Raw genomic sequence first — 23,885 nt, forward strand, 5'->3', positions numbered from 1 at the left:
TACTATTGAGATTAGGGAGTCTTCTTGCATGAACAGTAGGGAACGAGTATTTGCAGCAATCAAGGGAAAAGACTTTGATGTTTATCCAGCCATAACCCCCACTTCGGTAGCAACCTTGGAAGGAATGAAGGCTTCAAATGCATATTTTCCTGCAGCACATACACATCCCATGCAGATGGCGGATTTGGCGGCTGTGGGATACGAGGTGTTTGGCTTTGACTCCATTGCCCCGTATTTTTCGGTGCATTTGGAAGCTGCAGCATTAGGTGCCAAGGTGGATTTTTCAGATCCCAATACTACGCCGTTTGTTACACAACGTCCCATGAATAAAATAGACGACTTCTCTCTACCCCCCAATTTTCTTGCCAAACAAGAGTTTCAGGCTCTTCTGAAAACCATCAGCATCCTGAAGTCTCGGTACAAGCAGAGCGTTCCAATTATCGGAAAGGTTATCGGTCCCTGGACGCTGGCGTATAATTTGTATGGGGTGGAGAATCTGATACTCGACACTATACTGGAACCCGCGAAAACACAGGCACTTATTACTGAGTTGTCAAGCATCCCTCTAGCATTCGCTCTTGCTCAGTTCGATGCCGGTGCCGATATGATAACTTGGGCAGAGCATGCTACATCTGATTTGGTCAGTCCCCAGATTTATGAACGCTTCCTTTTTCCTGTCCACAAGAAAGCAGCAAATATCATACAGGTTCATGGTCCTCTGATTCTTCATATTTGCGGTAATGTCATGGACAGACTCAGTCTCATAGCCAATACTGGTATTAAGCTGTTTCACATTGATTCTCGGAATCCTTTGAAGGAAGCACTCAAGATTGCCGGTAGCTCTCTCATTCTTACCGGAGCCATCAATAATCCTGTATCTCTTGTTCAAGGCACTCCCTACTCAATTACCCAGGAAGTGATTCGAACCTTTCGTGAAGGGATCAGTCTTGTCAGCCCGGAATGTGCTCTTCCAACGAATGTCCCAACACAGAACCTGCGTGCCATTACAGAAACCGCTCACCATATGAATCCTCATACGCTTCCACCAATGTAATATCAAGAAGTTATCATTCCACTTGATTTGTGGCGTGATTGGTTGTTAGTGGGGGGTATTTCCCTTTTCATTGATGCTTTGCATCCTCCACTTAGGCTAGTCACAAAGATTTTGGGACAAGTCGCCGTGGAAGTCTCCATGGATTACAGCAAGTAAACCTGGGGATGATCGTGGAGAACATTGTGGCACAGATGTTGGTTGCAAGCGGGCACAAGCTGTATTTCTATTCCAACTCATCACGAGACGATGCTTTATCGCGTATAGAAATAGATTTTCTCATTGCCAAAAGCAAGGTCAGCAATAAACACAACATCTCACCTATAGAAGTGAAGTCCAGCAAAAATTACACCCTGACGTCCCTTCAGAAGTTCAGGGCAAAGTTTGCCCAACGCACAAGACTATGCATGGCAGGAGGAATTCGCGACATCTTTCTCTTCAAGGACCCAACGTTGCTGCTCGGTTCGGCAGCAGTCCTGGTCGTTGCCCTTATTCTGAACCTGGCAACAGGATCCTTCAAGCTTGGCTTTACCGGCCAGCCGATTGCCCACACCCAGTGGCTGTGGAACTTCCTGGGCATGGGTCTTGTCGGATACGGCTCGGTGCTGCTCGGCGGCTGTCCCCTGCGCCAGACTATTTTGGCAGGGGAAGGCAACAGCGACAGTGCCGTCACCGTACTGGGCTTTCTTGCAGGTGCTGCAGTGAGCCACAACTTCGGACTTGCCTCCTCGGGCCAGGGAGCCACCACCGCGGGCAAGATTGCAACCCTCGTCGGCTTTGCCGTCATTACCCTCATTGCTTTGGCAGTGATGAAGAAACAAGCAAGGAGCTAACACCATGCAGATAGTAGACACCCGCGGGCTTTCCTGCCCTCAGCCGGTCATAGAGACCAAGAAAGCAATCGATGCCAAGGCAGTCGAGTTGCAGGTACTTGTAGACACCATTGCCGCAAAGGAGAACGTCAGCCGGTATGCAAAGGCGGCCAAGTTCTCTGTCAGCACTGCCGAGACCGAGTACGGTTGGACCCTGGAGCTGAAAAAGCTGTGAAACAGTACATCGCCACCTTCTTCGACCATTGGGGAGCGGTGCAGTTCCGCAATCATGCCAAGGCCCGTCAGGTGGCGTGCACCCTCAAGCCCGTCCCCCGCTCCCTCTCCTCATCCTGCGGCACCTGTGCCTGGTATGAGAGCGAGGGCTGGGATATCGGATACAAGATTGAAGAACTTGAAGCCGTCTACCGTCATGAAGGTGCGCAGTTCGTCAAGGAGATATAGGTATGGATTCGGTGAAACTCACCCAGATGGTGAAGACCAGCGGTTGTGCGGCCAAGTTGCCTCCCAAGCAGCTTCATGAGGTGCTGGACAGTATAGGCTGGATGCACAGCCCCGATCTTGTAGAAGGCTTTGAGGGCAGTGACGATGCCTGTGTGTACCGCCTTCCGGTCGGAGGCGGTCAAGTAATGTTGCAGACCGTCGACTTCTTTCCTCCCATGGTCGACGATCCCTACCTGTTCGGCCAAGTTGCTGCTGCAAACGCCTTAAGTGACATCTACGCCATGGGAGGGGAGCCGAAGGTGGCATTGAACCTGGTCTGCTTTCCGTCCTGCCTGGACCTGGAAGTGCTCCGACAAATTCTCCTTGGTGGTCAGAGCAAGGTCGCCGAGAGCGGCTCTGTGATAGCCGGCGGGCATACGATCAGCGACGCGACTCCCAAGTACGGCCTCTGTGTCACCGGCTTTGCACCGGAACACAAGGTCTGGGCCAACCATGGCAGCAAGTCAGGTGATGTGCTCATTCTCACCAAGGCCTTGGGAGTGGGAATCATCAACACGGCAGTGAAGGCAGGCCTTGCAAGCAAGGAAGCCCAACAGAAAGCCATCTTGAGCATGACCACACTGAACAAGGCCGCCTATGAGGCAGCAAGGGACAAGGACGTGCATGCCGCAACCGACATCACCGGCTTTTCCCTGCTCGGTCATGCTCATGAGATGGCAACTGCCAGCAATGTCTCCTTCATCCTCAATGCGCAAAACATCCCGGTGATCGAGGAAGCGCTGGAGTATGCGTCCATGGGGCTCAATCCCGAGGGGCTGTACAACAACCGTGAGTATCTGGAGGGTTCTGTTCAGTTCAGAGGCGGGATGGAGCAATCACGCATGGACATCCTCTATGATCCACAGACTTCCGGAGGACTGCTTTTGAGCATGAGCAAAGCCGATGGGCTTCTCTACAGCCAAGAAACAGGCTTTTCAATCATAGGCGAGGTGGTTGAGAAGGCAGAAGCTCCGTTGCTGGTTGTGTGATAAGTCGGGTAAGCATTGCTTCTTGGGGCGGTATATCCATAATTGCCGTGCAGGGTTTCGGACTGTAAGAAGAAGGGTTTCGATACGTCGAACCCTTATTTTTTACTCCAGTGGTCTGTACATCTTACTTGAATTTCCTCCAGCACAAATCCCGGGGAGGTTGCGTTCTCATCGGCCTTGCTCTTTCCAGCCAATGTGCGCGTAGCGGTGGATTGTAAAGATTAATACCTTGCGTATAGCGGGTTTTTATCATAATATTACCTTGCGTATAGCGGAGGATTGAAGCCGGGGGGATGTCCTGATGGAAATTAAAAGAAACATATACAACAGAATCCTTGAGTGGAAGAAGCAGGCCAATGGAACGAAAGCTCTCTTAATTGAAGGAGCAAGGAGAATTGGGAAATCTACTGTGGTAGAGGAAATAGGAAAGAATGAATATAAATCCTTCATTATGGTTGATTTCAATAAAGCAAGCACGAAAGTCAAAGATTGTTTTAATGACTTGAATAACCTAGATCTCTTTTTTCAGACTCTTATGCTGGAATACAATCAGCGACTCTACAGAAGAGAATCCTTGATAATTTTTGATGAAATCCAAAAGTTTCCAAAGGCAAGGGAAGCCATTAAATATCTTGTTGCAGACGGAAGATATGATTACATAGAAACTGGCTCACTGATTTCCATTAGGGAGAATGTAGAAGGGATAACCCTGCCTTCGGAAGAAAGAAAGATTAAAATGCATCCTGTGGATTTTAAAGAATTCATGATGTATATGGGTGAAGGTATTCTGTTGGAATATATTGGCGACTGCTATAGGAGAAAAGTGCCGCTAGAACAGAGATTCCACAGCAAGGCAATGCATCTCTTCAAAGAGTATCTTCTTGTCGGGGGAATGCCGCAGGCTATTGTAGCTTTTGCTTCAAACGGAAGGGATTTTGAGGCTGCTGACATTGAGAAGCGGGATATCCTTTCGCTATATCGCGATGACATCAAAAAAGCGGCCAAAAAATACAGCTCTCGAGTATCCGCAGTATTTGAAAACATACCAGCTTATCTTTCAACGCATGAGAAAAGGATTGTTTTGAATGAACTCGAGAAAGATGGTCGTTTTAGTATGTATGATGAGCCTCTGTTCTGGCTGGAAGACTCGATGATGTGCAATCTCTGCTACAAGTGTAATGATCCAAATGTAGGTCTGGCCCTTAACAAGAATGATTCTTATGTGAAGTGTTATATGGGTGACACCGGTTTGCTGACTTCCTTGGCATTCAGTGAAAACGAAATCGCTGACCAGCAATTATATAAAGAAATCCTGAATGATAAGCTTTCCTTGAATGAAGGGATGCTGTATGAAAATGCTATTGCGCAGATGATTACTGCCATGGGAAGGAAACTGTACTTCTACACAAGGTATAGTAATGAAAGGCATCGAAATGACATTGAAATAGATTATTTGATTTCAAATGAACGAAAAACCAATTACAGGATTAATCCAATAGAGGTTAAGTCATCGAAAAATTACACGTCTACATCTTTAGGAAGATTCAAGGAAGTGTTTGGTAGGAAGATTGAGTATCAGATGATCATTCATCCAAAAAATTTCTCGGTTGTTGATGACATCATAAGAATTCCTCCTTATATGCTATGGGCGGCCTTTGAAAACTTTTCTTGACAGGTACAGCTTCTCTAGGAGTATTCACGAATTTCACCGATTGAAGTCTCCGAAAAACACCGAATGAAACTCACGAATTTAACCGAAAGATGTTGATGATTCCCTATCTTGCACTATACTATATGTAAAAGAGGAATAGAGATGGATCCTTCACAATATCGTCCTAGAGTGATCGATGAGCTGGTTGAACAATACTTACAGGCATTTGGAGCAATTTGTATTGAGGGTCCAAAGTGGTGTGGGAAGACGTGGACTGCACATATGCATGCAAAGAGTGCATTTCTTGTAAGTGATCCAGCGGGTAATTTTCAAAACCGGCAATTGGCACAGCTTGACCCCTCAATCGTACTGGATGGGCAGTTTCCACGATTGATTGATGAGTGGCAGGAAGTGCCTTCCCTCTGGGATGCCGTCAGGTTTAAAGTTGATGACCAGGCAGTAAAGGGACAATTCATTCTTACCGGTTCTGCAACGCCAAAGCGTAGGGGAGTGATGCATTCTGGAACCGGTCGAATAGCGCGATTGAGAATGATGTCAATGTCACTGTATGAATCCGGAGATTCCACAGGCTTCATCTCTCTTAAGGATATTTGTAACTCAGTATATGAGACAAAGTTGACAGGGGAGGTCCAATTACGGACTATTGCTGCTCTCATTCTTAGGGGAGGATGGCCTGGGAGTATTGGATTGTCTACAAAAAATGCTGTTCTGATCCCAAGGATGTACTTGAAAAACGTTGTTGATGATGATGTTGACAAGATTGATGATACCAAGAGAGACAAAGCCAAGATGAGGCTTCTGTTACGCTCTCTCGCAAGAAACGAGAGTACAACTGTAGGAAAAAAGAAGCTCAAGGACGATATAATGGGTGTAGAGAAGGATTCAATTGATGAAGACACCATAACCGATTATCTCGATGTGTTTACCAGCCTCTTCATCTTGGAGAACCAAAAACCCTATGGAGCATCGCTACGGTCATCGCTTTCTATCAGACAAGCAGAGAAACGTCATATCACTGATCCGTCATTTGCCTGCTCACTTCTAGGAATCACCCAGGAAGACAAGCTTATCGGTGATCTCCAAACGTTCGGGTTCATGTTTGAAGCGTTGTGTGTACGGGATCTTAGGATTTATGCTCAAGCGTTTGGTGGGGAGTTATACCATTATCAGGATTACGAGAACAATGAGATAGATGCAGTCATCGAAATGCCGGATGGCTCTTGGAGCGCATTTGAGATCAAGCTTGGAGCCAATCAGATTGATGCGGCTGCACAGTCGTTGTTAAAGATTCAGGCTAAATTTCTTAAGCCGGCTTCCTCCTTGTGTGTAATTTGTGGCCTTTCGAATGCAGCCTATAGACGTCCTGATGGGGTATATGTTGTACCTTTGACTGCATTGAGGCCTTGAAGACGGAAAAACCTTGAATTCGCAAGGTGAGAGTGGTTTACCGCAAGAGTCTCCAGTGGATTACCACAAGAGTCTCCAGTGGTTTACCGCAAGAGTCTCCAGTGGTTTACCGCAAGAGTCAATTTCTTTATTGATTATATTTCTATGGAGTAGTAGTATATAGTAAACAAAACTGGAGATACAATGAGCCAATATATTCCCCGTGTTATTGATACGCTATTGGAAGAGTATTTGGAAACCTTTGGAGCTGTATATATCCGAGGACCTAAATGGTGTGGGAAAACAACCACAGCGGAGCAGAAAGCAAAGAGCATTGTCAGATTTCAAGACCCTAAAACCGGGGAATCCAACCGGATGATGGCGGAAATTGATCCCTCACTATTATTGAAAGGGGATAATCCAAGATTACTAGATGAATGGCAAGTCGTCCCAAAAATCTGGGATGCAGTAAGGCTGCAGGTTGATGATTTGAAAGTTGAAGGTTTATTCATTCTAACGGGTTCAACCGTTCCTGTCGATGATGATCAACGGCATTCTGGAACTGGGCGAATCAGTAGGTTGACTATGAGACCAATGAGTCTCATGGAATCCGGAGAGTCCAATGGGAAAGTCTCCTTATCTTCTTTGTTTCTTGGTAAGGCGATTGAACCAGGGATGCTATCCAGCTTGGCAATACCTCAGTTGGCGTATGTCATGGTTCGGGGTGGGTGGCCGGCTTCAATTGGAAAATCAGAAAGAGCCGCAGGACTCATAGCACAAGAATATTTGGTTTCTTTGGCGGAAAGTGATGTGTCAAGGACTACAAAGACTCAAAAAAACCCAGAGAGAGTACATGCACTTCTCAGAAGCTATGCACGAAACGTTTCAACCTTGGCTACGAATGAGAATATTATGAGAGATATCTCAGAAAATGACATGTCATTTTCTGAATCTCTTTATTATGAGTATCTCAATGCGTTGCAAAGGTTGTATGTCATTGAAGACGTTTCTGCGTGGAAACCTTCAATCCGTTCAAAAACTGCAATTCGGTCACGCCCGAAGCGGGAATTTGTCGATCCTTCACTTGCCGTCGCAGCAATAGGTTTAAGCTCGGCTATGTTGCTTGAAAACCTAGAGTACATGGGTTTTGTATTTGAGACCCTTTGTATCCGAGACTTGCGAGTATATTCACAACCGTTGGGAGGAACGGTCTCGTACTATCATGACAGGTATGACCTTGAGTGTGATTGTGTGCTCCATCTCAGGGATGGACGATATGCTCTCATTGAATGCAAGTTGGGTGGCAGCAGGATAGATGAAGGTGCTGCTCACCTTCTTGAGTTGAATTCACTCATTAAGCAACATGGAATGAAGAAACCATCTTTCCTCATGGTACTTACAGCAACAAACACTGCCTATGCAAGACCTGATGGTGTATTGGTTGTTCCTATTGGATGTCTGGGAATTTAGTTTTACCTCAGCTTGGCTGCTACCATGAATAAGCTTGAGTTAGAGGTTCATAAATACTAAAGAGCCTGTCCTGGCCGAAGTTCAGACAGGCTCTTTAGTGTCAATGCATTTTGATTTTCACAACATAGAGTGGGCTGCAAATCATCTCTCATGAACTATCTTCGGCATAAACGTCGGGCAACCGCGTTCTCCTCTGTCGGATATTGCAGCTAGCTCCTCCTTCACGGCCTTGCTGCTCACTGTTTTCGTTCGAAGTTATTACGCAAGTACTTTGCTTCACAGCCCACTTGTAAAAAACTTCACAAATCCATTGAGTTTCGAATTTGAGAAGATTCAAGGCAATTTGAGAAGATTTAAAATAATTTGAGAATAATTTGCGAATTTGAAATTTGATTTATGATAATATTTCTGAGATTTGAGAAGTTTATTGATTTGTTACTCTGCATATGCCATAATATCAAAATAGGAGGGAATCCATATGCTGCCAAGTGAACTTGTATCTTTGGTTGATGACATCGTTCATCTGCGCTGTGAAACCCAGCACATCGAATTAAAGCGCTCACAGACCGAAGCTCCAAAGCGCCTCTACGGAACCTTGTCGAGTTTTTCCAATCAGAAAGATGGTGGCATCATCATCTTCGGTATTTATGAGCATGATAATTATTCCATACCTGGTGTTGATGACCCTCAGGCTGTCCAGCAGCAGGTAAACAACCAAGCCAAACAGATGGTCCCGATTGTCAGACCTGTGTTCACGGTGGCAGAGATTGATGGTAAGAAGGTCGTGAGTGCAGAGATTGCAGAGTGTCCCATCATGGAGAAGCCATGTTATTATGCTGGAGCCGGGCGTTTGAAAGGCTCTTATGTCAGAGTCGGTGATTCTGATGAACCCATGACCGAGTATGAAGTTTACAGTTACGAAGCTTTTCGTCAGAACACCCAGGATGAAAAACATCCTGTATTGAATGCAACCATGCATGATCTGAGCGGTGACAGGCTGACTGAGTACATGCTGAAAATCAAAAGGTTCAAGGAGAATCTTTCCCAGCTTCCACTGGAAAAGGTGCTACGACTTCAGGGCATCACAGCTGATGGAGTGCCTACAATAGCCGGGTTAATGCTTTTCGGAGAATACCCCCAGGCATTCTTTCCGCAGCTCAGCATAACAGCCATGGTTATCGCAGGCAATACGTATTCTGATATCGGTCAAAATGATGAACGCTTCATTGATAACAAGCGCATCGAGGGCACTATACGGCAGATGTATGAAAGTGCCATGAATTTCATAAGCCGCAATACCCGGCAAGCAACAATCATCAACGAGAACGGAGAGCGCATCGACAGGCCGGAATATCCGCCCAAGGCAGTCCGCGAATTGGTGCTGAATGCCCTGATTCACCGTGACTACAGCATTCACACCATTAATTCGCCGATACGCATTCTGTTGTTTAAAAACCGCTTGGAAATTGAGAATCCAGGAGGCCTCTATGGCCGGATTACCATTGATGAGCTGGGAAAAATGTCTGCAGATACCCGCAATCCATTCATCGCGGGTGCTCTTGAAGTTTTAATAGAGACAGAAAACCGGTTTTCCGGTATACCTACCATTTATGCTGAGATGGAGAAGGCTAGTCTGCTTCCTCCTGTATTTGAGAGTCAACGTGGTATATTCAGGGCTACGCTCTATAATCAGGGTAGTGTATCGATGACTGCTGATGTTGCTGCTGATGATAGTGAATCTGCAATCATGAAAAAGATTCTTTCATTTTGCACTGAGCCGCGTTCAAAAGATGAAATTGCAAAGCATATCGGCCTTTCTTCTGTGTATTACATCACTTCGAGGTATCTTCAACCCTTGCTGGAAAGCTCTCAGCTGAGAATGACTCTGCCCGATAGGCCAAAGAGCAAGCATCAACGTTATATTGCAGCGCAGAACAGGTTTTGACTTTACGAGTGCATGGCGAAGGTCGGCCTCTTCAGAATCAAGTGATTTTAAAACTGCGGGCCTTCATTGTAGATTACAACTGATTGAAGATTGAGCACACGAGAACCACCTACAAGCGCTAACGGTGTACTGGTTGTCTTGGTATCTGATATCCGTACGTCCTGTTTCTTGAATCCTCTTCGGCATAAACGTCGGGCAACCGCGTTCTCCTCTGTCGGATATTGCAGCTAGCTTCTCCTTCACGGCCTTGCTGCTCACTGTTTTCGCTCGAAGGTATTACGCAAGTACTTGGCTTCACAGCCCACTTGTAAAAAACTTCACAAATCCATTGGGTTTCGTATTTGAGAAGATCCAAGGTAATTTGAGAAGAATTTGCGATTTTGAACGTGTATATGTTACTTTTTACTCAGTTTGGACGTCTGCAGTCCTAACGTTCCCTCAGCCTTGCTATGGACTTATTCAAAGTAGGTCTGAGAATCTTCTGATAACAAATGCCATGTGTCCTTTGTTGTGCTTCTGGATACTCAGCAAAAAAACTGTCCGGGTCGTCATAGGTCCCCAGCGTACCTGCACGAGCCTTGCTCTGGATGAAGGTATCCCCTTCCTCCCAGCGGATCGGAGGGTTGCGGAAGTTCAAAACAGCAATGCCATAGCCGTAGAAACTGCCCATGTAGTCGGGGTACTTTGCCTGGAGCTTTTGCAGATAGGGACGATCGACGATGTGTCCCCCGATCTCAATCCACTTGCCGTTGTACAGCATGTTCACCCACCCATGGTAGAGGAAATCAGGGCTGAGGCGATAGGCCAGTGGACCCAGAAGGCCGCGATGGAGGACCTTGTCCATCATGCTTGCCTTCATGCGGCAGGGGACACCTATTGCCCTGAGCAGCGTCATGAGCAATGTGGTTTTGGTCAGGCAGTTGCCATACCCTGTCGTAAGCACGTGTGAACCGCTGATGGAAAAGCTCCTGGAATATCCATAGAGAATCTCATCCCTTACAAACGTATACACAGCATCAATCTGTGCTGATCGTGAACCGAGGCTATGCCAGCCTTTCTGCTGTACAAGGGCTTTTATCTCAGGGTTGTCATAGTCGAGCAGCAACGTAGGACGAAGGTATTGATTTGCTTCTTCAGATTCCACAACACATCCTCATGTTCGTAGTGTTATACTAAGCATATGCTTCCTTTTGTATTTTATCTAGCATGTTTTGCTAGGATGGTTATAGTAATTTTTTACCATAGTTAGACATATTTTTTAATTTGTCTTATAATAGAGCTAAGGAGAGAGACATGGATAGGAAAACAAGTCTACAGGCTCTCATGAAAGGACCGCTTTCCCCGTTGTACTTTTGCATCGGCAGTCCCGTGGTGGGTAATCCAACCCAGCATATGATGGAAACAGCCTTCGATGCTCTCGGCTATTCGGGCAGGTACCTGACCATCGAAGTGGACCCCGAAGAGTTGGAACCCAGTATATGGGGGCTGTTGGCGATGCGTTTTCAAGGTGGAAACGTAACCGCACCATTCAAGCAAGAAGTGCTCACCTATCTCGATGAACTTACTGAAAGTGCCAGCCTGTGTGACGCGGTGAACTGCATCACGCGCAAGGAGGACGGTACCTACGTCGGGGACAACACCGACGGCAAGGGCTTTCTGCAATCACTGGTCGAGATTGCCCCCGATCTGAAGAAGCGCAAGGTCGTGGTGTTCGGAAGCGGAGGGGCCGCCTCGGCAATCGTCACCGAATTGGCCCTGTACGGTGTTCGACAGGTCATGGTGGTCAACCGCACCCTTGCCCACAGCAAAAAACTGGTAACCAACCTGGAGGGAATTTCCAAGACCGTTCTTGGCTATGAACCTTGGGAACGAACCTACCAGATACGGGAGAACGATCTGGTGGTGGTACAGGCCACCAGTGTTGGCTTGTTTGCACCTCATGAGTGCATCAACGTGGCCTTTGCCCCCGACTTGAACAACGTCATCGCCTGCGATGTCGTGTTCAATCCCGTGGAGACGGCGTTTTTGAAGAAGGCCAAGCTGGCAGGATGTAAAACCCTCGACGGGCTGGGTATGCTGGTCAACCAAGGAGCCATCGCAGTAAAGCTCTGGACGGACAGGGACCCAGACCGGGCTTTGATGCGTGCAAGCCTGGAAGAAGCGTTTGCTGTGTGCTGACAAGAAGAAAGAAATATCCTACTATGAGCGACTATGAACTACTACTTCATTGCATGTAGAACCGGCGGGGAAGAGAAAGTCCGGGCTCACTTGAACAAGTTCTTCACCAGAGAGCTGGGTGAGGTGCATGATGTGTTCATCTTCATCCCCATGCGCCGCATGATCGACCGGTGCAAGGGAAAGAAGATAATGACCGACCACCCCATACTTCCCGGCTACCTGCTGGTCTCCAGTGAAGAGGACCTTGCAAATTTCTCACTCGATGTGCATCGGCTTCCCGGTTGCTACGGCTTTCTCCACAACCTGGACAAAACCATTGAGCTCAAGGGACCAGACCATGAGTATGCCGCTTGGATCATGCACAACAAGGGGACGATCAAGCCGTCGAAGGTGGTCTACAAGCAAGGAGAGCCGATCAAGGTGGTGGAAGGACCGTTGAAGGACTTTATGGGAACGATCATCTCGGTCGACTACCGTCATAGTAGGGTGATGGTGGAGTTCCAGTTCGCCGATGTCATCCGCAAGGTGAGCATGCCCGTTGAGTTCATTCAGCCCGACAAGGAGAACTACGATCTGGACTGAAGGGAACAATTCCTACAAGGCAGGCACCATAAAAGTGATGACACGACTGCCTGTGTGTGGTATGAAGATAGCTACTGATGTTCTATCTTCAACCGATGCAATAGCTGGGGCCAAGGAGAATCAGATATCCACGCAATTTGAAGCGATCGGATGTTCAAGCATCAGGAAATAGCGAGGTGAATGTGGGTGGAAGTGTCAGGAACCGGATTCAGAGACAACTTCTCTTGATGGGTATCGATGCAGTATTGCTGGTCCTGTGCTCCATGGTATCTATGTGGATCGTCTTCACTTCTTATGACGCAACTGTGGTCCTATTCACCGTCATCGCCTCCATGATTCTTCTGCTCTCCCTCTCCTTGACCCGTTTTTACCTCATCCGTGTCAGTGAAGGTTCGCTCGATTTGGTCAACAGGGCGTTTGCAGGGTTTCTGCTTCCTTCCCTTGTTTCCATTCTTATTCCTCTGTTTCTGGAAAGCATCCACTCCTATTGGATCCCCTATTTTATTGTATTCTGGGGCTCGTCCTTCCTTACCATGCTCGGAGTGCGTTTCGCCTACCGCGGCTTTCGGACCTACTATACCAAACAGACCCACAACAACAATCCCCGCACAGTAATCTACGGTGCAGGGGAACTGGGAAACGCCTTGGTGCGCCAGTACCAGCGGGGCAAGCTTCCCTACCATATTTCCGCCTTCATCGATGATAATGCCTCGCTGAAAGGCACCTATCTGTTGGGAATCAAGGTATGGGGTACCATCGACGACATGGCCGAGACGCTCATCCAAGTCCGGGCAAAAGTGCTTATCATCGCCATCACCCACATCGACCAGGAGCGCATGCTCAAGGCCGTCGATGCCGCCAAGGAGCTCGGCGTCGACATAAAGGTCATACCCTCCCTCTTTGAGATGCAGCAGGGGGCCAAGGAGATGGACCTGAGAAACCTCGACTACGGCGACCTCCTGGGCAGGCCCTTGATCAGCATCGAGAAGGAACCGATTATGAGGATGGTCGTACAGAAGCGGGTGCTGGTCACCGGAGCCGGCGGCTCCATCGGCAGTGAGATCTGCAAGCAGCTGTTAAGCTACGGCCCCTCCCAGCTCATTCTTTTGGACATCGATGAGACCGAGCTGCACGACCTGTCCCTGAGGCTGCACAACTACCAGAAGGAGTGGAGCGACCTGATCGTCCCGGTGGTGTGCGACATCAAGAACCGCAAGAAGGTCGACAGGATCATGGAGCAGTACCGTCCTCAGCTGGTCTTCCACGCGGCCGCCTACAAGCACGTGCCGCTGCAGGAGCTCTATCCCGAGGAGGCCATCACGACCAACATCCTTGGCTCCTATGCAGTCCTCAAGAGTGCAAAAGAGAGAGGCGTGGAGAAGGTGGTGGTCATCTCCACCGACAAGGCGGTCAACCCGACGAACGTCATGGGGGCGACCAAGCGCGTGGTCGAGCTCATGGCGGGCATGCTCAACTCCAAGGAGACCGAGATGGTCTGCGTGCGCTTCGGCAACGTATTGGGAAGCAGGGGGAGCATGCTGCCCCTGTTCATGGAGCAGATCAAGGCGGGGGTTCCGATCACCGTCACCCACAAGGACATCATCCGCTACTTCATGGCCATTCCCGAGGCTGTAGGCCTGGTCTTCAAGGCTGCCTCGATGGCAAAGGGCGGGGAGGTCATGGTGCTGGACATGGGCCAGCCGGTGCGCATCTACGACTTTGCCCAGAAACTGGTCAAGTACTACGGCGACGGGCGCAGCCAGGTGATCGTAACCGGCCTCAGGCCCGGCGAGAAGCTCTATGAGGAGCTGTTGGCCAACAAGGACACCACCATAGCCACCGAGGACAGTCTGGTCTTCAAGGCGCGGGTAAGCAACCATGAGCTCTCCGAGCTCACCTTCCTCAACCACTATCTTTCGACCTTCCAAAATGGAAGCCCCCAGGAGATGCTCAGAATGCTGCATGAGCTGGTGCCGGAGTTCAATAGTCCGAAGATGTAGCTTACCTGTATGAGAAAAGCATCCATGCAATCAGTTGCCTTGGAGCGCTTCTGTCAATGCATGAACAAGCGCGTCTCGGAAGGTACGGAAACTTGAACACTGAGCTGAGATGTTTTTGGGGCTGATGGTTCCCTCGTCGATTAACTGCACAAGATATTCCCGTGATGGATGGCCTTCGATCAGCAACTCCAACTGCGCTTTCATGTCGAATGAACTTGCTCTGTTTCCCGTTCTTGTTTCATAGGTTTCAGATGGGTTTTCTTGGTTCATATGAGCTTGAAGCAGCCATGCTTCAGACTTAGGTCGGGGGACCATGGGTACGCCAAAGTTGAAATCTTCCAATGCAAATCCACGCACGATGGAATCCCATTTTTCCTGCCACTCATCTTTTGACCGGGAACCATCCCCATCGCGGAAGAGGACAGCAATATAGGGACAATTTTCTTCATGCATTTTTTGATTTGCAATACTGCCGAGTACTTAGGCATTTGCTGTGAAAAAGCTTCTATTCTTTCCGTATTTCTTACCAGCTAGTTTGGTTATTCCCGGCTTCCCCCGATCAAGTAATTCCTGTTTACTGCAAAGCACAAGAATATCTTCATGCTCTCCCTCAATGTCACGAGGAGAGTATCCAAGAACTGGGGTTGCAAGGATGTCAATAAAGCATGTCATGGGACCATGCAGAAATGTGTTGTCTTGTGATCTTGTGCCGATATCAGTAGGGCCTTCACCTGATAGGAGGAGTTTCATGTGATCTCATGCTCCAAATCAGAGGACACCTCTTGCATGGTTGTATCGACAAATACTTCTCCCGGACCCAGCAACCTGAGTTTTTCCCTAGTGCGATTGCTTTGGAAATAACGACCACAGCGGGTATATCCGGCTGCATTTCGGTAGACAAGGAAAATGCCATCCTTGGCTACTTGGTCGTCCAGATAGTTGAGAACCATAGGGCTGTGTGTAGTGACAATCACCTGTTTGTTGCTGCTTACCAAATAATCCATCAAGCGTTCAACCAATTCCGGGTTGATTCCATTTTCGATTTCATCAAGCAACAGGCATGTATGGCTTGTTTGCATCTGTGTGATGATAGTCAGGATTCTCAGCATTCCATCATTAAGATGGGTTGTTTCGGTTTCCAGTCGGTTCTTGTTGCCGGTATCGAATGATTCACTTACTGTGATGGTCTTCCAACCAGCTCTGAGAGAGGATGAGAGAATGGATGTCACCTGTGGGTAAAATTCCTGCAGTTGCGTAAGGATTGTTTTCTTTTGTTCGAAGGAAAGCCCATGGAAAAAGGCAGTAAGCTTTTCTCCCCCGATACCCACGTCGGCGGCTGCTCTACTGCGGGTTTTAATCAATTGAGGATTGAGGAGCTCCAAAGACTTCATTCCTTGAGAAAAATCCAGAATGGCACCGATGGCGGGAACTTTCAGCACATCAAACTTATACACACTGAGAATGGACCCTTGATAGAGCAGGTCTTTTACGGGAAGCGTAGAAATTTCTGTCGGACTCACTATGTTCAATTTGCCATCTTGAACCAAAAAGATGGTTTTGCCATCTTCTGTCACCTTTTCCTGGGTACATCGGATGGTTTGCTTATTGTATGTACCGCTCCAAACTATTGATTTCCCTTGATGCAATAAAGAGATGCTGAACGTAATGGTGGTTTTCTTGGTAAATTTGCTGGTAAGCTCTTCGTGTTTCCAACCACGCGTTTCAAGCCAGGAATCTATGCGTCCTTGGGGAAGCTGAGCAAGAAAACCGAATGCCTGCAGGATTGTGGATTTACCGCAACCATTCAGCCCAACAAGGCATGAGAACGCTGGAATGCCTTTGGCATCCTTTTGCGGCGGAAATGAAAAATCTATAAGAGACTTGAAATTATCAAGATACACTCTGCTAAGCATGCTCCAACCTCGGTACACAAAAGTATACCAGAAAGCATGAGGGATTGGAACAAATAGTGGCTAATCGACACCTCAAGAATGCTAGTACAGTTGCTCATCAGTAAGAAACTGGTACAACCCTATATGCCGTATCCCCTCAATGGTGTCCTGGAAGTGAGGATCCATCGTCACCACAAATTTAGGGTAGGAATCCCGGATACTAAGCAGTGGAGAGAACTCCCTTTGTACCGTTTCTTCACTTTCCAGTTTGAAGGCAACTTGCACATAGAGTTTTTTCGGCTCTTGCTCCGCAATGAAGTCGACTTCCTGGGTGTCCGTCTTACCAATGTAAACCTTGTATCCTCGTCTGACCAATTCACGGTACACGATGTTTTCCAAAATACCGGTTATATTGGAAGCTTTCCCTTCACAAAGAGCATGCTGAAGACCAGAATCTGCAAGGTAATACTTTGCCTGGGTCTTGAGCACATGTTTCTGTTTGATGTCATATCGATGTACTGTAGCGATCAGATACGAGCTCTCTAGCGCATCCAGATATGTATAGATTGTGCCGGGATCGACGGGTGTGAAATAATCGGCTATGCGTTTAGCAGAAATGGTACTTCCGACCGTTTCGGCGATAAAGTTCAGAATTCTTCGCAGCAGCTCTACATCCCGTATCTTGTATCGTTGGACTACATCACGCAGAACGATTGAATCGAAGATGTCATGAATTATCATATATGTTGCTTTCTCATCGTAATCGTCAGTCAGATGGACAACAGGAAACCCTCCTCGCCTGATATAGAGCCAAAGCAGGTTTTCTTGGGCTTCTTGTTGGTCCGATCTGAACCCCAGCATCTCTGTAAAAGACAACACCTGCATCTCGATATGAATGAAGCGGCCGGTGAGCAAGGTAGAGAGTTCGGATGAAAGCAGCTGTGAGTTGGAAATGGTGATGTACATATCTATCTGGAAATCGAGGAACAAGGAGTTTACTGCCTCTTCCCACTTCTCTACGATTTGGATTTCATCGAAGAACACATATGCGGGGCTCTCCATTGTTTTTAGAAGGCCAGACACGTAGGTATATAACGCAAGTGAAGTACGCAAATGGTAATACCTCATGCTCTCAAAGTTGATGGAGATGATCTGTTTTCCCGCAACTCCTTCTTCCTTCAAAAGCTGTTGTATCAGCAGCATCATGGTCGATTTTCCGCATCGACGTATCCCTGTAATCACTATAATGAAGGGCCTAATCTTCTCGTAATACAATGGTCGATTAAGCATGAACATAGACCTCTTGATAAGAGTATACCCAGTAAAACTACGTAAGAAAGGAAAGTTTTTAGGGTTATACCCATAAAAACTCTTCTATGGACACCCCTTTTCATGGGTATAACCCTATATACTTCACGCTATGAAAGTGAAATACCCGCCTTCCTGCTGTTCCTCTTCACTCTGCGTCTACGCTTATACCGCGCAAATGCAGAGACGATGGAAGAAGTATTCCACTGCTTTTTGGGCGTAATCTGTGCATCAGAGGAAAGATATGCAGAACCATGCTTTGCAAATGTGTGCATGAACCTGCGATAGTCATGCTGCCCCTCTTGTGTCCAAAAGGACTCGGCACCGGCAATCAGGCGTGGGAATAGATGGAAGTCCCTCTCTTCCCTGGTTGCAATGTACTCGGTCCAGAGCATGAACTCCGACCCGTACAGAGAGGAGTACTTCTGAGTCTGCAGCTGCTTGCCGTAGCGGTAGACCACCGGTAGGGGAAGCAGCGTATGGTCCATATCCAGATACGTATGGAAATAGTCGCTCATGATCACCGGATGTGTCAAAGCCGATGCATCCAGCAGCGGGTTCCACACCTGGGTGATAATCTTTTTGTCATACCCTTCGTCCACATAGTCATTGTAGAGAATCACCTGCTTTCCCAAGCCTCGTGCATACGAAGTCATCTCATTTAAGAACCATCGCAACAAGGCTTTCTCGTCGGACAAGCGCAGTACTCTCTTTCTCTTCTGGCAATCGGGACAGTCGACCCAGCGGTCCAGGGGAATCTCATCGCCTCCCAGATGGATGTACGGGGCAGGGAAGAGTGAAGCTGTCTCCTCGATGATCTGCTTCACGAAAGAGAGAGCTTCGTCCTTTCCCACGCACAGGATGTCTGAAAATATTCCTTCTCCCGTAGGGATCGTGAACGGACCGCCTGTGCAGCTAAGCTTGGGATAGGAAGCCAGCGCTGCTGTGAAGTGGCCGGGCATGTCGATCTCAGGGATGACCATGATATGGCGGGCCTGGGCATACGCCACCAAGTCCTTGATCTCTTGTTTCGAATACCGACCGGACTCTCCCTCTCCGAGCTTCGGGTAGCTCTCCGAGGCGATTCTCCAGCCCTGGTCGTCACTGAGATGGAGGTGCAGGACATTCATTTTGAACGAGGCGAGGATGTCGATGATTCTCTTTCCTTCCTCGACCGGACAGAACGACCTCGCTACATCCAGCATGAAAGCCCTCCACAGGAGGGCGGGCTTATCCTCGATGCGGCAGCAGGGAACTGCTTCAGGGTAGGCAAGCAAGAGCTGACGCAGTGTTTGCACTGCATAAAACACTCCCTGCAGGGTTATCGCTTCAATCCTGCACTCCTTTGGGTTCACTTCCAAGCGGTAAGCCTGCTCCTCCGTAGCGTCTGCAGCTGCGGTAATAATCAGATCGGGTGATTGTCCACCCTCTTGTGCTTCCATGCCAAGCTGCTCTCTGACGTAGAGCAGGACGCATTCAGCGTCAAAGGAGGGGTCAAGAGCAATTACCAAGCGAGAGGGTTTGGAGAATGTGCCACCGAGCATTGCAACGGCACCTGAAGGATAGGGAATGAGAGGGAGCTTTTCTGTCATATGAATGGTATTATTCCTTTAACGCCCCGGCTGCGAAGCCTTGGGCGATTTTGTCTTTGAATATCAGATAGAAGATGATCATCGGGACCGTCCCGATGACCAATGCAGCAAACTGCAGGCCGTAGTCGCGGGACATTCCTCCCGCAAAGCTGTTGATCCCGACCGGCAGCGAGCGTACGGTAAGGTCGCTGGTCAGCGTCAATACGAGTATGAACTCATTCCAGTTCCCCAAGAACGTATAGATGAACATCGTGGAGATGATGGGGGTGGCAACGGGGATGATGATTTTCAGGAACACCTGGATGAACGTAGCCCCGTCGATGATAGCCGACTCCTGCATGGCATCGGGAATTCCCTTGATGTACGTAGTAGCAAGAAAAACCTGGAACGGAAGCCCGAATGCAATATAGGGCAGGATTACCCCCAACCGTGTATTAGATAGGCCCAGTTTTGTCTCCATGATGAACAGCGGTACGATGACCGAGTGTACGGTAATGAGCAGCCCCAGCGTATAGAGCAGGGAGACGAAGCGGCTGCTCTTGTAGTGAAACTTGGAGAGGGCATAGCCGCTGCTCATGGCAAAGAGCACGGTAAAGAAGGTGGCAACCAAAGAGTAAATGGTGCTGTTGATAAAGTAGATGCCCAAATGCCCCTGTGTCCAGGCAAGGGTGAAGTTTTCAATATACCAGCTCACCGGCGGTGAAAGCGGGTGGCGGACAATGAGGGCATGCGGCTTGAAGGCGCTGAGGATCATCCACGTCAGCGGGATGATCGTCAGCAGGGTGAAGGTAATCATAAGCAGGTAGGAGAGGCCTTTTCCCAGGGTAATGGTTTTTTTCATAGCTTCCCCCTACTCGAACCGACGTTCGAACTTCCTGCTGACGTATTGCAGGATGAGTATCAGGCCGACTGCCAAGAGAACGATGATCATGGAGGCGGCACTGCCGAAGCCGTATTTGTAGTACTTGAAGGTGTTGATGTACATGTAGATGGCAATCACTTCGGTGAAGTGGGCAGGCCCGCCGCCGGTCATGGAATAGATGAGGTCAAAGGCCTTCAAGCTTCCAGAGATTGCAAATATCGCAGTGGTTGCAATGGTGCCCACCATGCCAGGAAGTATGATTCTCCCCAGCATCTGCGATTCGCTGGCTCCATCGATTTGCGCTGCCTCCAGCAGCGAAGGCGTCATTTTCTGCAGGTTCGCAAAGAAAATAATCATATACGTACCGGTATGCATCCACAAAAGGACAAACAGGATCGGATAGATGGCCATTTGTCGGTTCTCGAAAATCTTCATCACATACTGAGGTTGGTCGGTCAGGTTTCTGATTATGGCTACCACCATACCCGAGGAGGAGAAGATTTGGTTCCATAACAGGGCAACCACGACAGGGGAGATGGTGATGGGCAGGAAAATCATGGTCTGGTAGAAATTGCCGTTGCGGACCATCTTGCGGTGCAAGAGAAATGCCAAAAGAAAGCCCAAGGGAATCTGGCCGAACACCGAGACGGCTACGATCAAGAGGTTGTTTCTCAGGGAGTGGAGAAACACTTCGTCGCCGAGTATTTTTACATAGTTCTCCAAGCCGATGAACGCAGGCTTCCCGTACCCTCCAAAAGAGGTGAAGCTCAGCGACAAGCTGTAGGCAACAGGAAATATAATGATCGAGGCAAACAAAAGCAGGCCTGGGGCCAGCAAGAGATAGTAACTCATCCGTTTTTGTTGTGAGAACGTCATGACTCTCCTCGTGTTCCAAGGAAGGCTCTTACCCCGGTTGGGGAAAGAGCCTTGCATAGGATGTTACCGACCGATGGCTGTAACCATGGCTTCCAGCTCCTGGGAAATCTGCTTGGGCGTCTTTGTACCAAACATCATATTCTGAAGGTTGATATTGAACGTTCCAATGGGCTCTGCAGCGAGCACTGAATCCATGACATACCCCATGGGCACCTTGCCTGCATAGGCAACAAGCTTCTGGATCATCGGATCAGCATCCTTGGGCTCGTCAAGGTTGTAGGCGGGCAATCGGCCGAATTTCTGCCTGATCGCCGAACCCTCGGGACCTGAGTAGAACCATATCCACTTCCAAGCGGCTTCCGACTCTGCTTTGGTGAGCTTCGCATTCATGCCAAAGCCCTGGCCGGCGGTTGCCGAGGTAGAGAGGCTCTTGCCTTTCTGCCTGGGAATGTCGGGGAATGACTCCAGGCTCATGTACTCTTTCTGCTCGGCGGTCAGTTCTCCAATCATGTTGTTTACCGTCCATCCGCCATCGATGAAGTACACAGCCTTTTCCTGGACGAAATCGTCCAGACCTTGGCCGTAGGCCAGTTGGTTTGTTCCCGGTGAGAACATCTGTTTGTCAGTGAGTTCCTTGATTATCTCCATGGCATAGACGAACTCGGCATCGTCAAAGCGAGCCTCTCCGGCGATTGCCTTGTCGAACCACTGTAGTCCACAGGCTCTCTCGACCAGCATGCCTGCTACGCAGGACTGCATCGGCCACGCATCCTTGTTGGCGATGGAGATGGGAATGAGTCCTGCCGCCCTGATCTTCGGACCTTGGGCCAGCAGCTCTTCATAGGTCTTGGGAAGGGTGAGGCCCAGCTGCTTGAGCAGGCGGTTGTTGGTGAACATGATCGAGGTTATGCTGATGTCCTCGGGCAGTTCCCAGATCTCTCCGTTCTTTCCTTGGCCCTGCATTGCCATATCGGCAAACTCGTTCTCGTGTCCTGCAAGGTACGGACGCAAGTCCTGTACCAGACCGGCATTGGTGACCTGGCTTGTTCTCTCTCCCGGATAGAGCAGTACGATATCAGGCAGCTGGCCGCTCATCGCCATGGTTTGCAGCTTGTCGTGGAAGGCTTCACCGTAGCCATACTCAAAGGTGAGTTTGATGGTTGGATTGGCTTTTTCGAATACATCCACCAGATACTGGAAATTGGGAGCGGTGGTTTTATCCGTCTGATCGAGGAAGTGATATACAGACAAGGTTGTTACACCATCCCCTGTATCCTTGGCTTGTTCTTTGGTCCCTGCTGCAAACAGCAAGACGGGAACCAGGAACAACGAAATGAAAACAATGCTGAAGAGCCGTTTCATGTTCATAGTAATCCTCCATTGTATCGTATCCTTCACAGGAAGGAATCATCGAATTATGCCAAGAGATGAAAGAGGGGAAGCACTTTCTGCGTTGCATAGTCTGAAAGTGGTTCCAGGTTCATCAACACTTTGTCCAGTACCAACGCCGCCGCCCCGAACGAGACGGCTTGGTAGCCGAGGGAAGAGAACTGTATCTGCGTCCCTCCGTCACTGTGGTCCAGCGAGTTCGCCCGCAGCGCTGATCGCAGCATATCGGGCATGACAGACTCGATGGTCTCTACATTTCCCCCGATGAAGACGTGTGCGATGTCCAGGGTGTTGATCAGGAATGCGAGGTTCTCGCACACCTCGCCCAGGTATGCGAGCAGCGCTTCCCTGTTCTCGGTTACCGAGATGGCGCTGTCCACCACTACTTGCTCCGACGAGGTGATGTCGCGGTTGAGTACGCTCTTGAACTCACCTGCTCGATTGTTGCTGCCTCGATGGATTTTCCCGTCGAAGCCGAAGCCCAGGCCGACAGTCGGCCTGGCTAGGCCTGTTTGTACGTCATAGGCTTTCCAGAACTCAATCAGGACGAAGAGGAAGTTTCGAAGCTTCCGCTTTCGTTGAAATATGACCTCCCCCCATGCCCCGCAGTTTGCATCGTTCTCCAAAAAGACGGGATAGGGAAAAGCTGAAGCTATTTCGGTATAGAAGTCAAAGGGCTTGGTGAAATCGAGGGAGACGGAGCGAATGATCATCTGCCTCTCTGCATCCACGATGCCTGAAAAGCCTATTCCCACTCCCAACAGGTGCCGCCCCATGTGATCCAATCTCTGAGTGATCGTCTGGATGAACGAGAGCATCTCTTCTTTAAAGGTGTTTGCCGTGAAGCCTTTTGGTTGTGTCTCCGAGAAGAGTACCGTGCCTTCCAGGTCGATGGAGAGGGCGGTGTAGGAGTCGGAGCGGATCTCAATGCCGATGACATGGAAGTACTCTTTGTTCAAGGTGATGCCGATGGCTCTTCTTCCGCCTTTCGGACCGGGATCTATGGTCTCATTCTCCTTGACAATGCCCCTCTGCATAAGGTCTGCTACAATGTTGGAGACTGAAGAGCGGTTCAGTCCCAACCGAGCGGCAAGCTCGGCTCGGCTGAGTTCATCTTCTATCCACAGGCGATGAATGATGCGGGAGGAATTGATGAGTCTGGTTCTGTGAGGACTGTCCATGGACAACTCCTATACTTGGTTTGTTTGTTTTTGTACCAACCTAAGTCCAGTATAGGGGCCTGAAAATGGAAGTCAAGAAGAATAACATTGCTATATATTATAAAGAAATAAATGGAACTTGGACTAACGTGTTGAGAGGAGGAGGTGAAGAACGTACACGAAGATTACATTACCATTCCGTGTTTATGAGTCAGAGCCG

22 protein-coding genes are annotated in these 23,885 nt (G+C 48.7%); 12 read left to right on the top strand and 10 right to left on the bottom strand.

Annotation, left to right across the window (positions count from 1 at the left end; translation table 11 throughout):
- Nucleotides 1-28: 28 nt before the first annotated feature.
- The 9 genes from MUG09_RS01140 (at nucleotide 29) to MUG09_RS01180 (ending at nucleotide 9,826) form a co-directional block, all read left to right on the top strand.
- A complete protein-coding gene (locus tag MUG09_RS01140; protein WP_244772748.1) occupies nucleotides 29-1,054 on the top strand; it encodes an MtaA/CmuA family methyltransferase in 1,026 nt (341 codons plus the stop codon).
- A gap of 158 nt (nucleotides 1,055-1,212) precedes the next feature.
- Complete coding sequence (locus MUG09_RS01145; protein WP_425314091.1) at nucleotides 1,213-1,884, top strand: YeeE/YedE thiosulfate transporter family protein; 672 nt, start codon at nucleotides 1,213-1,215, stop codon at nucleotides 1,882-1,884.
- A 4-nt stretch (nucleotides 1,885-1,888) separates the two neighbouring features.
- The gene (locus MUG09_RS01150; RefSeq protein ID WP_244772741.1) at nucleotides 1,889-2,098 is read left to right on the top strand and encodes a sulfurtransferase TusA family protein; all 210 of its coding nucleotides are present in this window, start codon (nucleotides 1,889-1,891) and stop codon (nucleotides 2,096-2,098) included.
- A complete protein-coding gene (locus MUG09_RS01155) occupies nucleotides 2,095-2,325 on the top strand; it encodes a putative Se/S carrier protein (protein WP_244772742.1) in 231 nt (76 codons plus the stop codon). Before MUG09_RS01150 ends, MUG09_RS01155 begins: the two co-directional genes overlap by 4 nt.
- 2 nt (nucleotides 2,326-2,327) lie before the next feature.
- On the top strand, nucleotides 2,328-3,353 hold the full coding sequence (gene selD / locus MUG09_RS01160) for a selenide, water dikinase SelD (protein ID WP_244772743.1): 1,026 nt from the start codon (nucleotides 2,328-2,330) through the stop codon (nucleotides 3,351-3,353).
- A 301-nt stretch (nucleotides 3,354-3,654) separates the two neighbouring features.
- Complete coding sequence (locus MUG09_RS01165) at nucleotides 3,655-5,025, top strand: ATP-binding protein (protein ID WP_244772749.1); 1,371 nt, start codon at nucleotides 3,655-3,657, stop codon at nucleotides 5,023-5,025.
- Nucleotides 5,026-5,193: 168 nt separating this feature from the next.
- Nucleotides 5,194-6,432 (top strand): ATP-binding protein, encoded by a 1,239-nt coding sequence (locus tag MUG09_RS01170; RefSeq protein WP_244772750.1) that lies wholly within the window; start codon nucleotides 5,194-5,196, stop codon nucleotides 6,430-6,432.
- A 183-nt stretch (nucleotides 6,433-6,615) separates the two neighbouring features.
- Nucleotides 6,616-7,881 carry an ATP-binding protein gene (locus tag MUG09_RS01175; RefSeq protein ID WP_244772751.1) on the top strand — a complete coding sequence of 422 codons (1,266 nt, stop codon included), beginning with the start codon at nucleotides 6,616-6,618 and terminating at the stop codon, nucleotides 7,879-7,881.
- Nucleotides 7,882-8,359: 478 nt separating this feature from the next.
- Nucleotides 8,360-9,826 carry an ATP-binding protein gene (locus MUG09_RS01180; protein WP_244772752.1) on the top strand — a complete coding sequence of 489 codons (1,467 nt, stop codon included), beginning with the start codon at nucleotides 8,360-8,362 and terminating at the stop codon, nucleotides 9,824-9,826.
- Between the two features lie 427 nt (nucleotides 9,827-10,253).
- Here MUG09_RS01180 and MUG09_RS01185 read toward each other — a convergent pair whose 3' ends face one another.
- Nucleotides 10,254-10,970 carry a transglutaminase domain-containing protein gene (locus MUG09_RS01185; protein ID WP_244772753.1) on the bottom strand — a complete coding sequence of 239 codons (717 nt, stop codon included), beginning with the start codon at nucleotides 10,968-10,970 and terminating at the stop codon, nucleotides 10,254-10,256.
- 149 nt (nucleotides 10,971-11,119) lie between these two features.
- Between MUG09_RS01185 and MUG09_RS01190 the strand changes: the two genes are divergently transcribed.
- The 3 genes from MUG09_RS01190 to MUG09_RS01200 all read left to right on the top strand — a co-directional run bounded on the left by MUG09_RS01190 (nucleotide 11,120) and on the right by MUG09_RS01200 (nucleotide 14,586).
- Nucleotides 11,120-12,004 (top strand): shikimate dehydrogenase family protein, encoded by an 885-nt coding sequence (locus MUG09_RS01190; protein WP_244772754.1) that lies wholly within the window; start codon nucleotides 11,120-11,122, stop codon nucleotides 12,002-12,004.
- Between the two features lie 33 nt (nucleotides 12,005-12,037).
- The gene (nusG, locus tag MUG09_RS01195; RefSeq protein ID WP_244772755.1) at nucleotides 12,038-12,586 is read left to right on the top strand and encodes a transcription termination/antitermination protein NusG; all 549 of its coding nucleotides are present in this window, start codon (nucleotides 12,038-12,040) and stop codon (nucleotides 12,584-12,586) included.
- A gap of 137 nt (nucleotides 12,587-12,723) precedes the next feature.
- Entirely contained in the window at nucleotides 12,724-14,586 is a 1,863-nt protein-coding gene (locus MUG09_RS01200; protein WP_244772756.1) for a polysaccharide biosynthesis protein, read from the top strand.
- A 30-nt stretch (nucleotides 14,587-14,616) separates the two neighbouring features.
- Here the strand turns inward: MUG09_RS01200 and MUG09_RS01205 are convergent, their stop codons facing one another.
- From MUG09_RS01205 to MUG09_RS01245, 9 genes are all read right to left on the bottom strand, one after another.
- A complete protein-coding gene (locus MUG09_RS01205) occupies nucleotides 14,617-15,039 on the bottom strand; it encodes a hypothetical protein (protein ID WP_244772757.1) in 423 nt (140 codons plus the stop codon).
- A gap of 27 nt (nucleotides 15,040-15,066) precedes the next feature.
- The gene (locus tag MUG09_RS01210) at nucleotides 15,067-15,336 is read right to left on the bottom strand and encodes a hypothetical protein (RefSeq protein WP_244772758.1); all 270 of its coding nucleotides are present in this window, start codon (nucleotides 15,334-15,336) and stop codon (nucleotides 15,067-15,069) included.
- Nucleotides 15,333-16,499, bottom strand: coding sequence for an AAA family ATPase (locus MUG09_RS01215; protein WP_244772759.1), 1,167 nt, complete (start codon nucleotides 16,497-16,499; stop codon nucleotides 15,333-15,335). The genes MUG09_RS01210 and MUG09_RS01215 overlap by 4 nt, the downstream gene beginning before the upstream one ends.
- Nucleotides 16,500-16,580: 81 nt before the next feature.
- Nucleotides 16,581-17,774 (bottom strand): ATP-binding protein, encoded by a 1,194-nt coding sequence (locus MUG09_RS01220; RefSeq protein ID WP_342345919.1) that lies wholly within the window; start codon nucleotides 17,772-17,774, stop codon nucleotides 16,581-16,583.
- Between the two features lie 122 nt (nucleotides 17,775-17,896).
- Nucleotides 17,897-19,378, bottom strand: a complete 1,482-nt coding sequence (locus MUG09_RS01225; protein ID WP_244772761.1) for a beta-N-acetylhexosaminidase — start codon at nucleotides 19,376-19,378, stop codon at nucleotides 17,897-17,899.
- 10 nt (nucleotides 19,379-19,388) lie between these two features.
- Complete coding sequence (locus MUG09_RS01230; RefSeq protein WP_244772762.1) at nucleotides 19,389-20,219, bottom strand: carbohydrate ABC transporter permease; 831 nt, start codon at nucleotides 20,217-20,219, stop codon at nucleotides 19,389-19,391.
- A 9-nt stretch (nucleotides 20,220-20,228) separates the two neighbouring features.
- A complete protein-coding gene (locus MUG09_RS01235) occupies nucleotides 20,229-21,116 on the bottom strand; it encodes a carbohydrate ABC transporter permease (protein ID WP_244772763.1) in 888 nt (295 codons plus the stop codon).
- A 63-nt stretch (nucleotides 21,117-21,179) separates the two neighbouring features.
- Nucleotides 21,180-22,484, bottom strand: coding sequence for an ABC transporter substrate-binding protein (locus MUG09_RS01240; protein ID WP_244772764.1), 1,305 nt, complete (start codon nucleotides 22,482-22,484; stop codon nucleotides 21,180-21,182).
- A gap of 47 nt (nucleotides 22,485-22,531) precedes the next feature.
- A complete protein-coding gene (locus MUG09_RS01245) occupies nucleotides 22,532-23,686 on the bottom strand; it encodes an ROK family transcriptional regulator (RefSeq protein ID WP_244772765.1) in 1,155 nt (384 codons plus the stop codon).
- Nucleotides 23,687-23,885 lie beyond the last annotated feature (199 nt).

It is taken from the genome of Sphaerochaeta associata (genome assembly GCF_022869165.1).
In the GTDB taxonomy this organism is placed as follows: domain Bacteria; phylum Spirochaetota; class Spirochaetia; order Sphaerochaetales; family Sphaerochaetaceae; genus Sphaerochaeta; species Sphaerochaeta associata.

Coding starts and splice junctions, on each gene's coding strand:
- MUG09_RS01140 (WP_244772748.1), top strand. CDS start 29: ATGAACAGTAGGGAACGAGTATTTGCAGCAATCAAGGGAAAAGACTTT.
- MUG09_RS01150 (WP_244772741.1), top strand. CDS start 1,889: ATGCAGATAGTAGACACCCGCGGGCTTTCCTGCCCTCAGCCGGTCATA.
- selD (WP_244772743.1), top strand. CDS start 2,328: ATGGATTCGGTGAAACTCACCCAGATGGTGAAGACCAGCGGTTGTGCG.
- MUG09_RS01165 (WP_244772749.1), top strand. CDS start 3,655: ATGGAAATTAAAAGAAACATATACAACAGAATCCTTGAGTGGAAGAAG.
- MUG09_RS01175 (WP_244772751.1), top strand. CDS start 6,616: ATGAGCCAATATATTCCCCGTGTTATTGATACGCTATTGGAAGAGTAT.
- MUG09_RS01180 (WP_244772752.1), top strand. CDS start 8,360: ATGCTGCCAAGTGAACTTGTATCTTTGGTTGATGACATCGTTCATCTG.
- MUG09_RS01190 (WP_244772754.1), top strand. CDS start 11,120: ATGGATAGGAAAACAAGTCTACAGGCTCTCATGAAAGGACCGCTTTCC.
- nusG (WP_244772755.1), top strand. CDS start 12,038: ATGAACTACTACTTCATTGCATGTAGAACCGGCGGGGAAGAGAAAGTC.
- MUG09_RS01205 (WP_244772757.1), bottom strand. CDS start 15,039: ATGCATGAAGAAAATTGTCCCTATATTGCTGTCCTCTTCCGCGATGGG.
- MUG09_RS01210 (WP_244772758.1), bottom strand. CDS start 15,336: ATGAAACTCCTCCTATCAGGTGAAGGCCCTACTGATATCGGCACAAGA.
- MUG09_RS01215 (WP_244772759.1), bottom strand. CDS start 16,499: ATGCTTAGCAGAGTGTATCTTGATAATTTCAAGTCTCTTATAGATTTT.
- MUG09_RS01220 (WP_342345919.1), bottom strand. CDS start 17,774: ATGTTCATGCTTAATCGACCATTGTATTACGAGAAGATTAGGCCCTTC.
- MUG09_RS01225 (WP_244772761.1), bottom strand. CDS start 19,378: ATGACAGAAAAGCTCCCTCTCATTCCCTATCCTTCAGGTGCCGTTGCA.
- MUG09_RS01230 (WP_244772762.1), bottom strand. CDS start 20,219: ATGAAAAAAACCATTACCCTGGGAAAAGGCCTCTCCTACCTGCTTATG.
- MUG09_RS01235 (WP_244772763.1), bottom strand. CDS start 21,116: ATGACGTTCTCACAACAAAAACGGATGAGTTACTATCTCTTGCTGGCC.
- MUG09_RS01240 (WP_244772764.1), bottom strand. CDS start 22,484: ATGAACATGAAACGGCTCTTCAGCATTGTTTTCATTTCGTTGTTCCTG.
- MUG09_RS01245 (WP_244772765.1), bottom strand. CDS start 23,686: ATGGACAGTCCTCACAGAACCAGACTCATCAATTCCTCCCGCATCATT.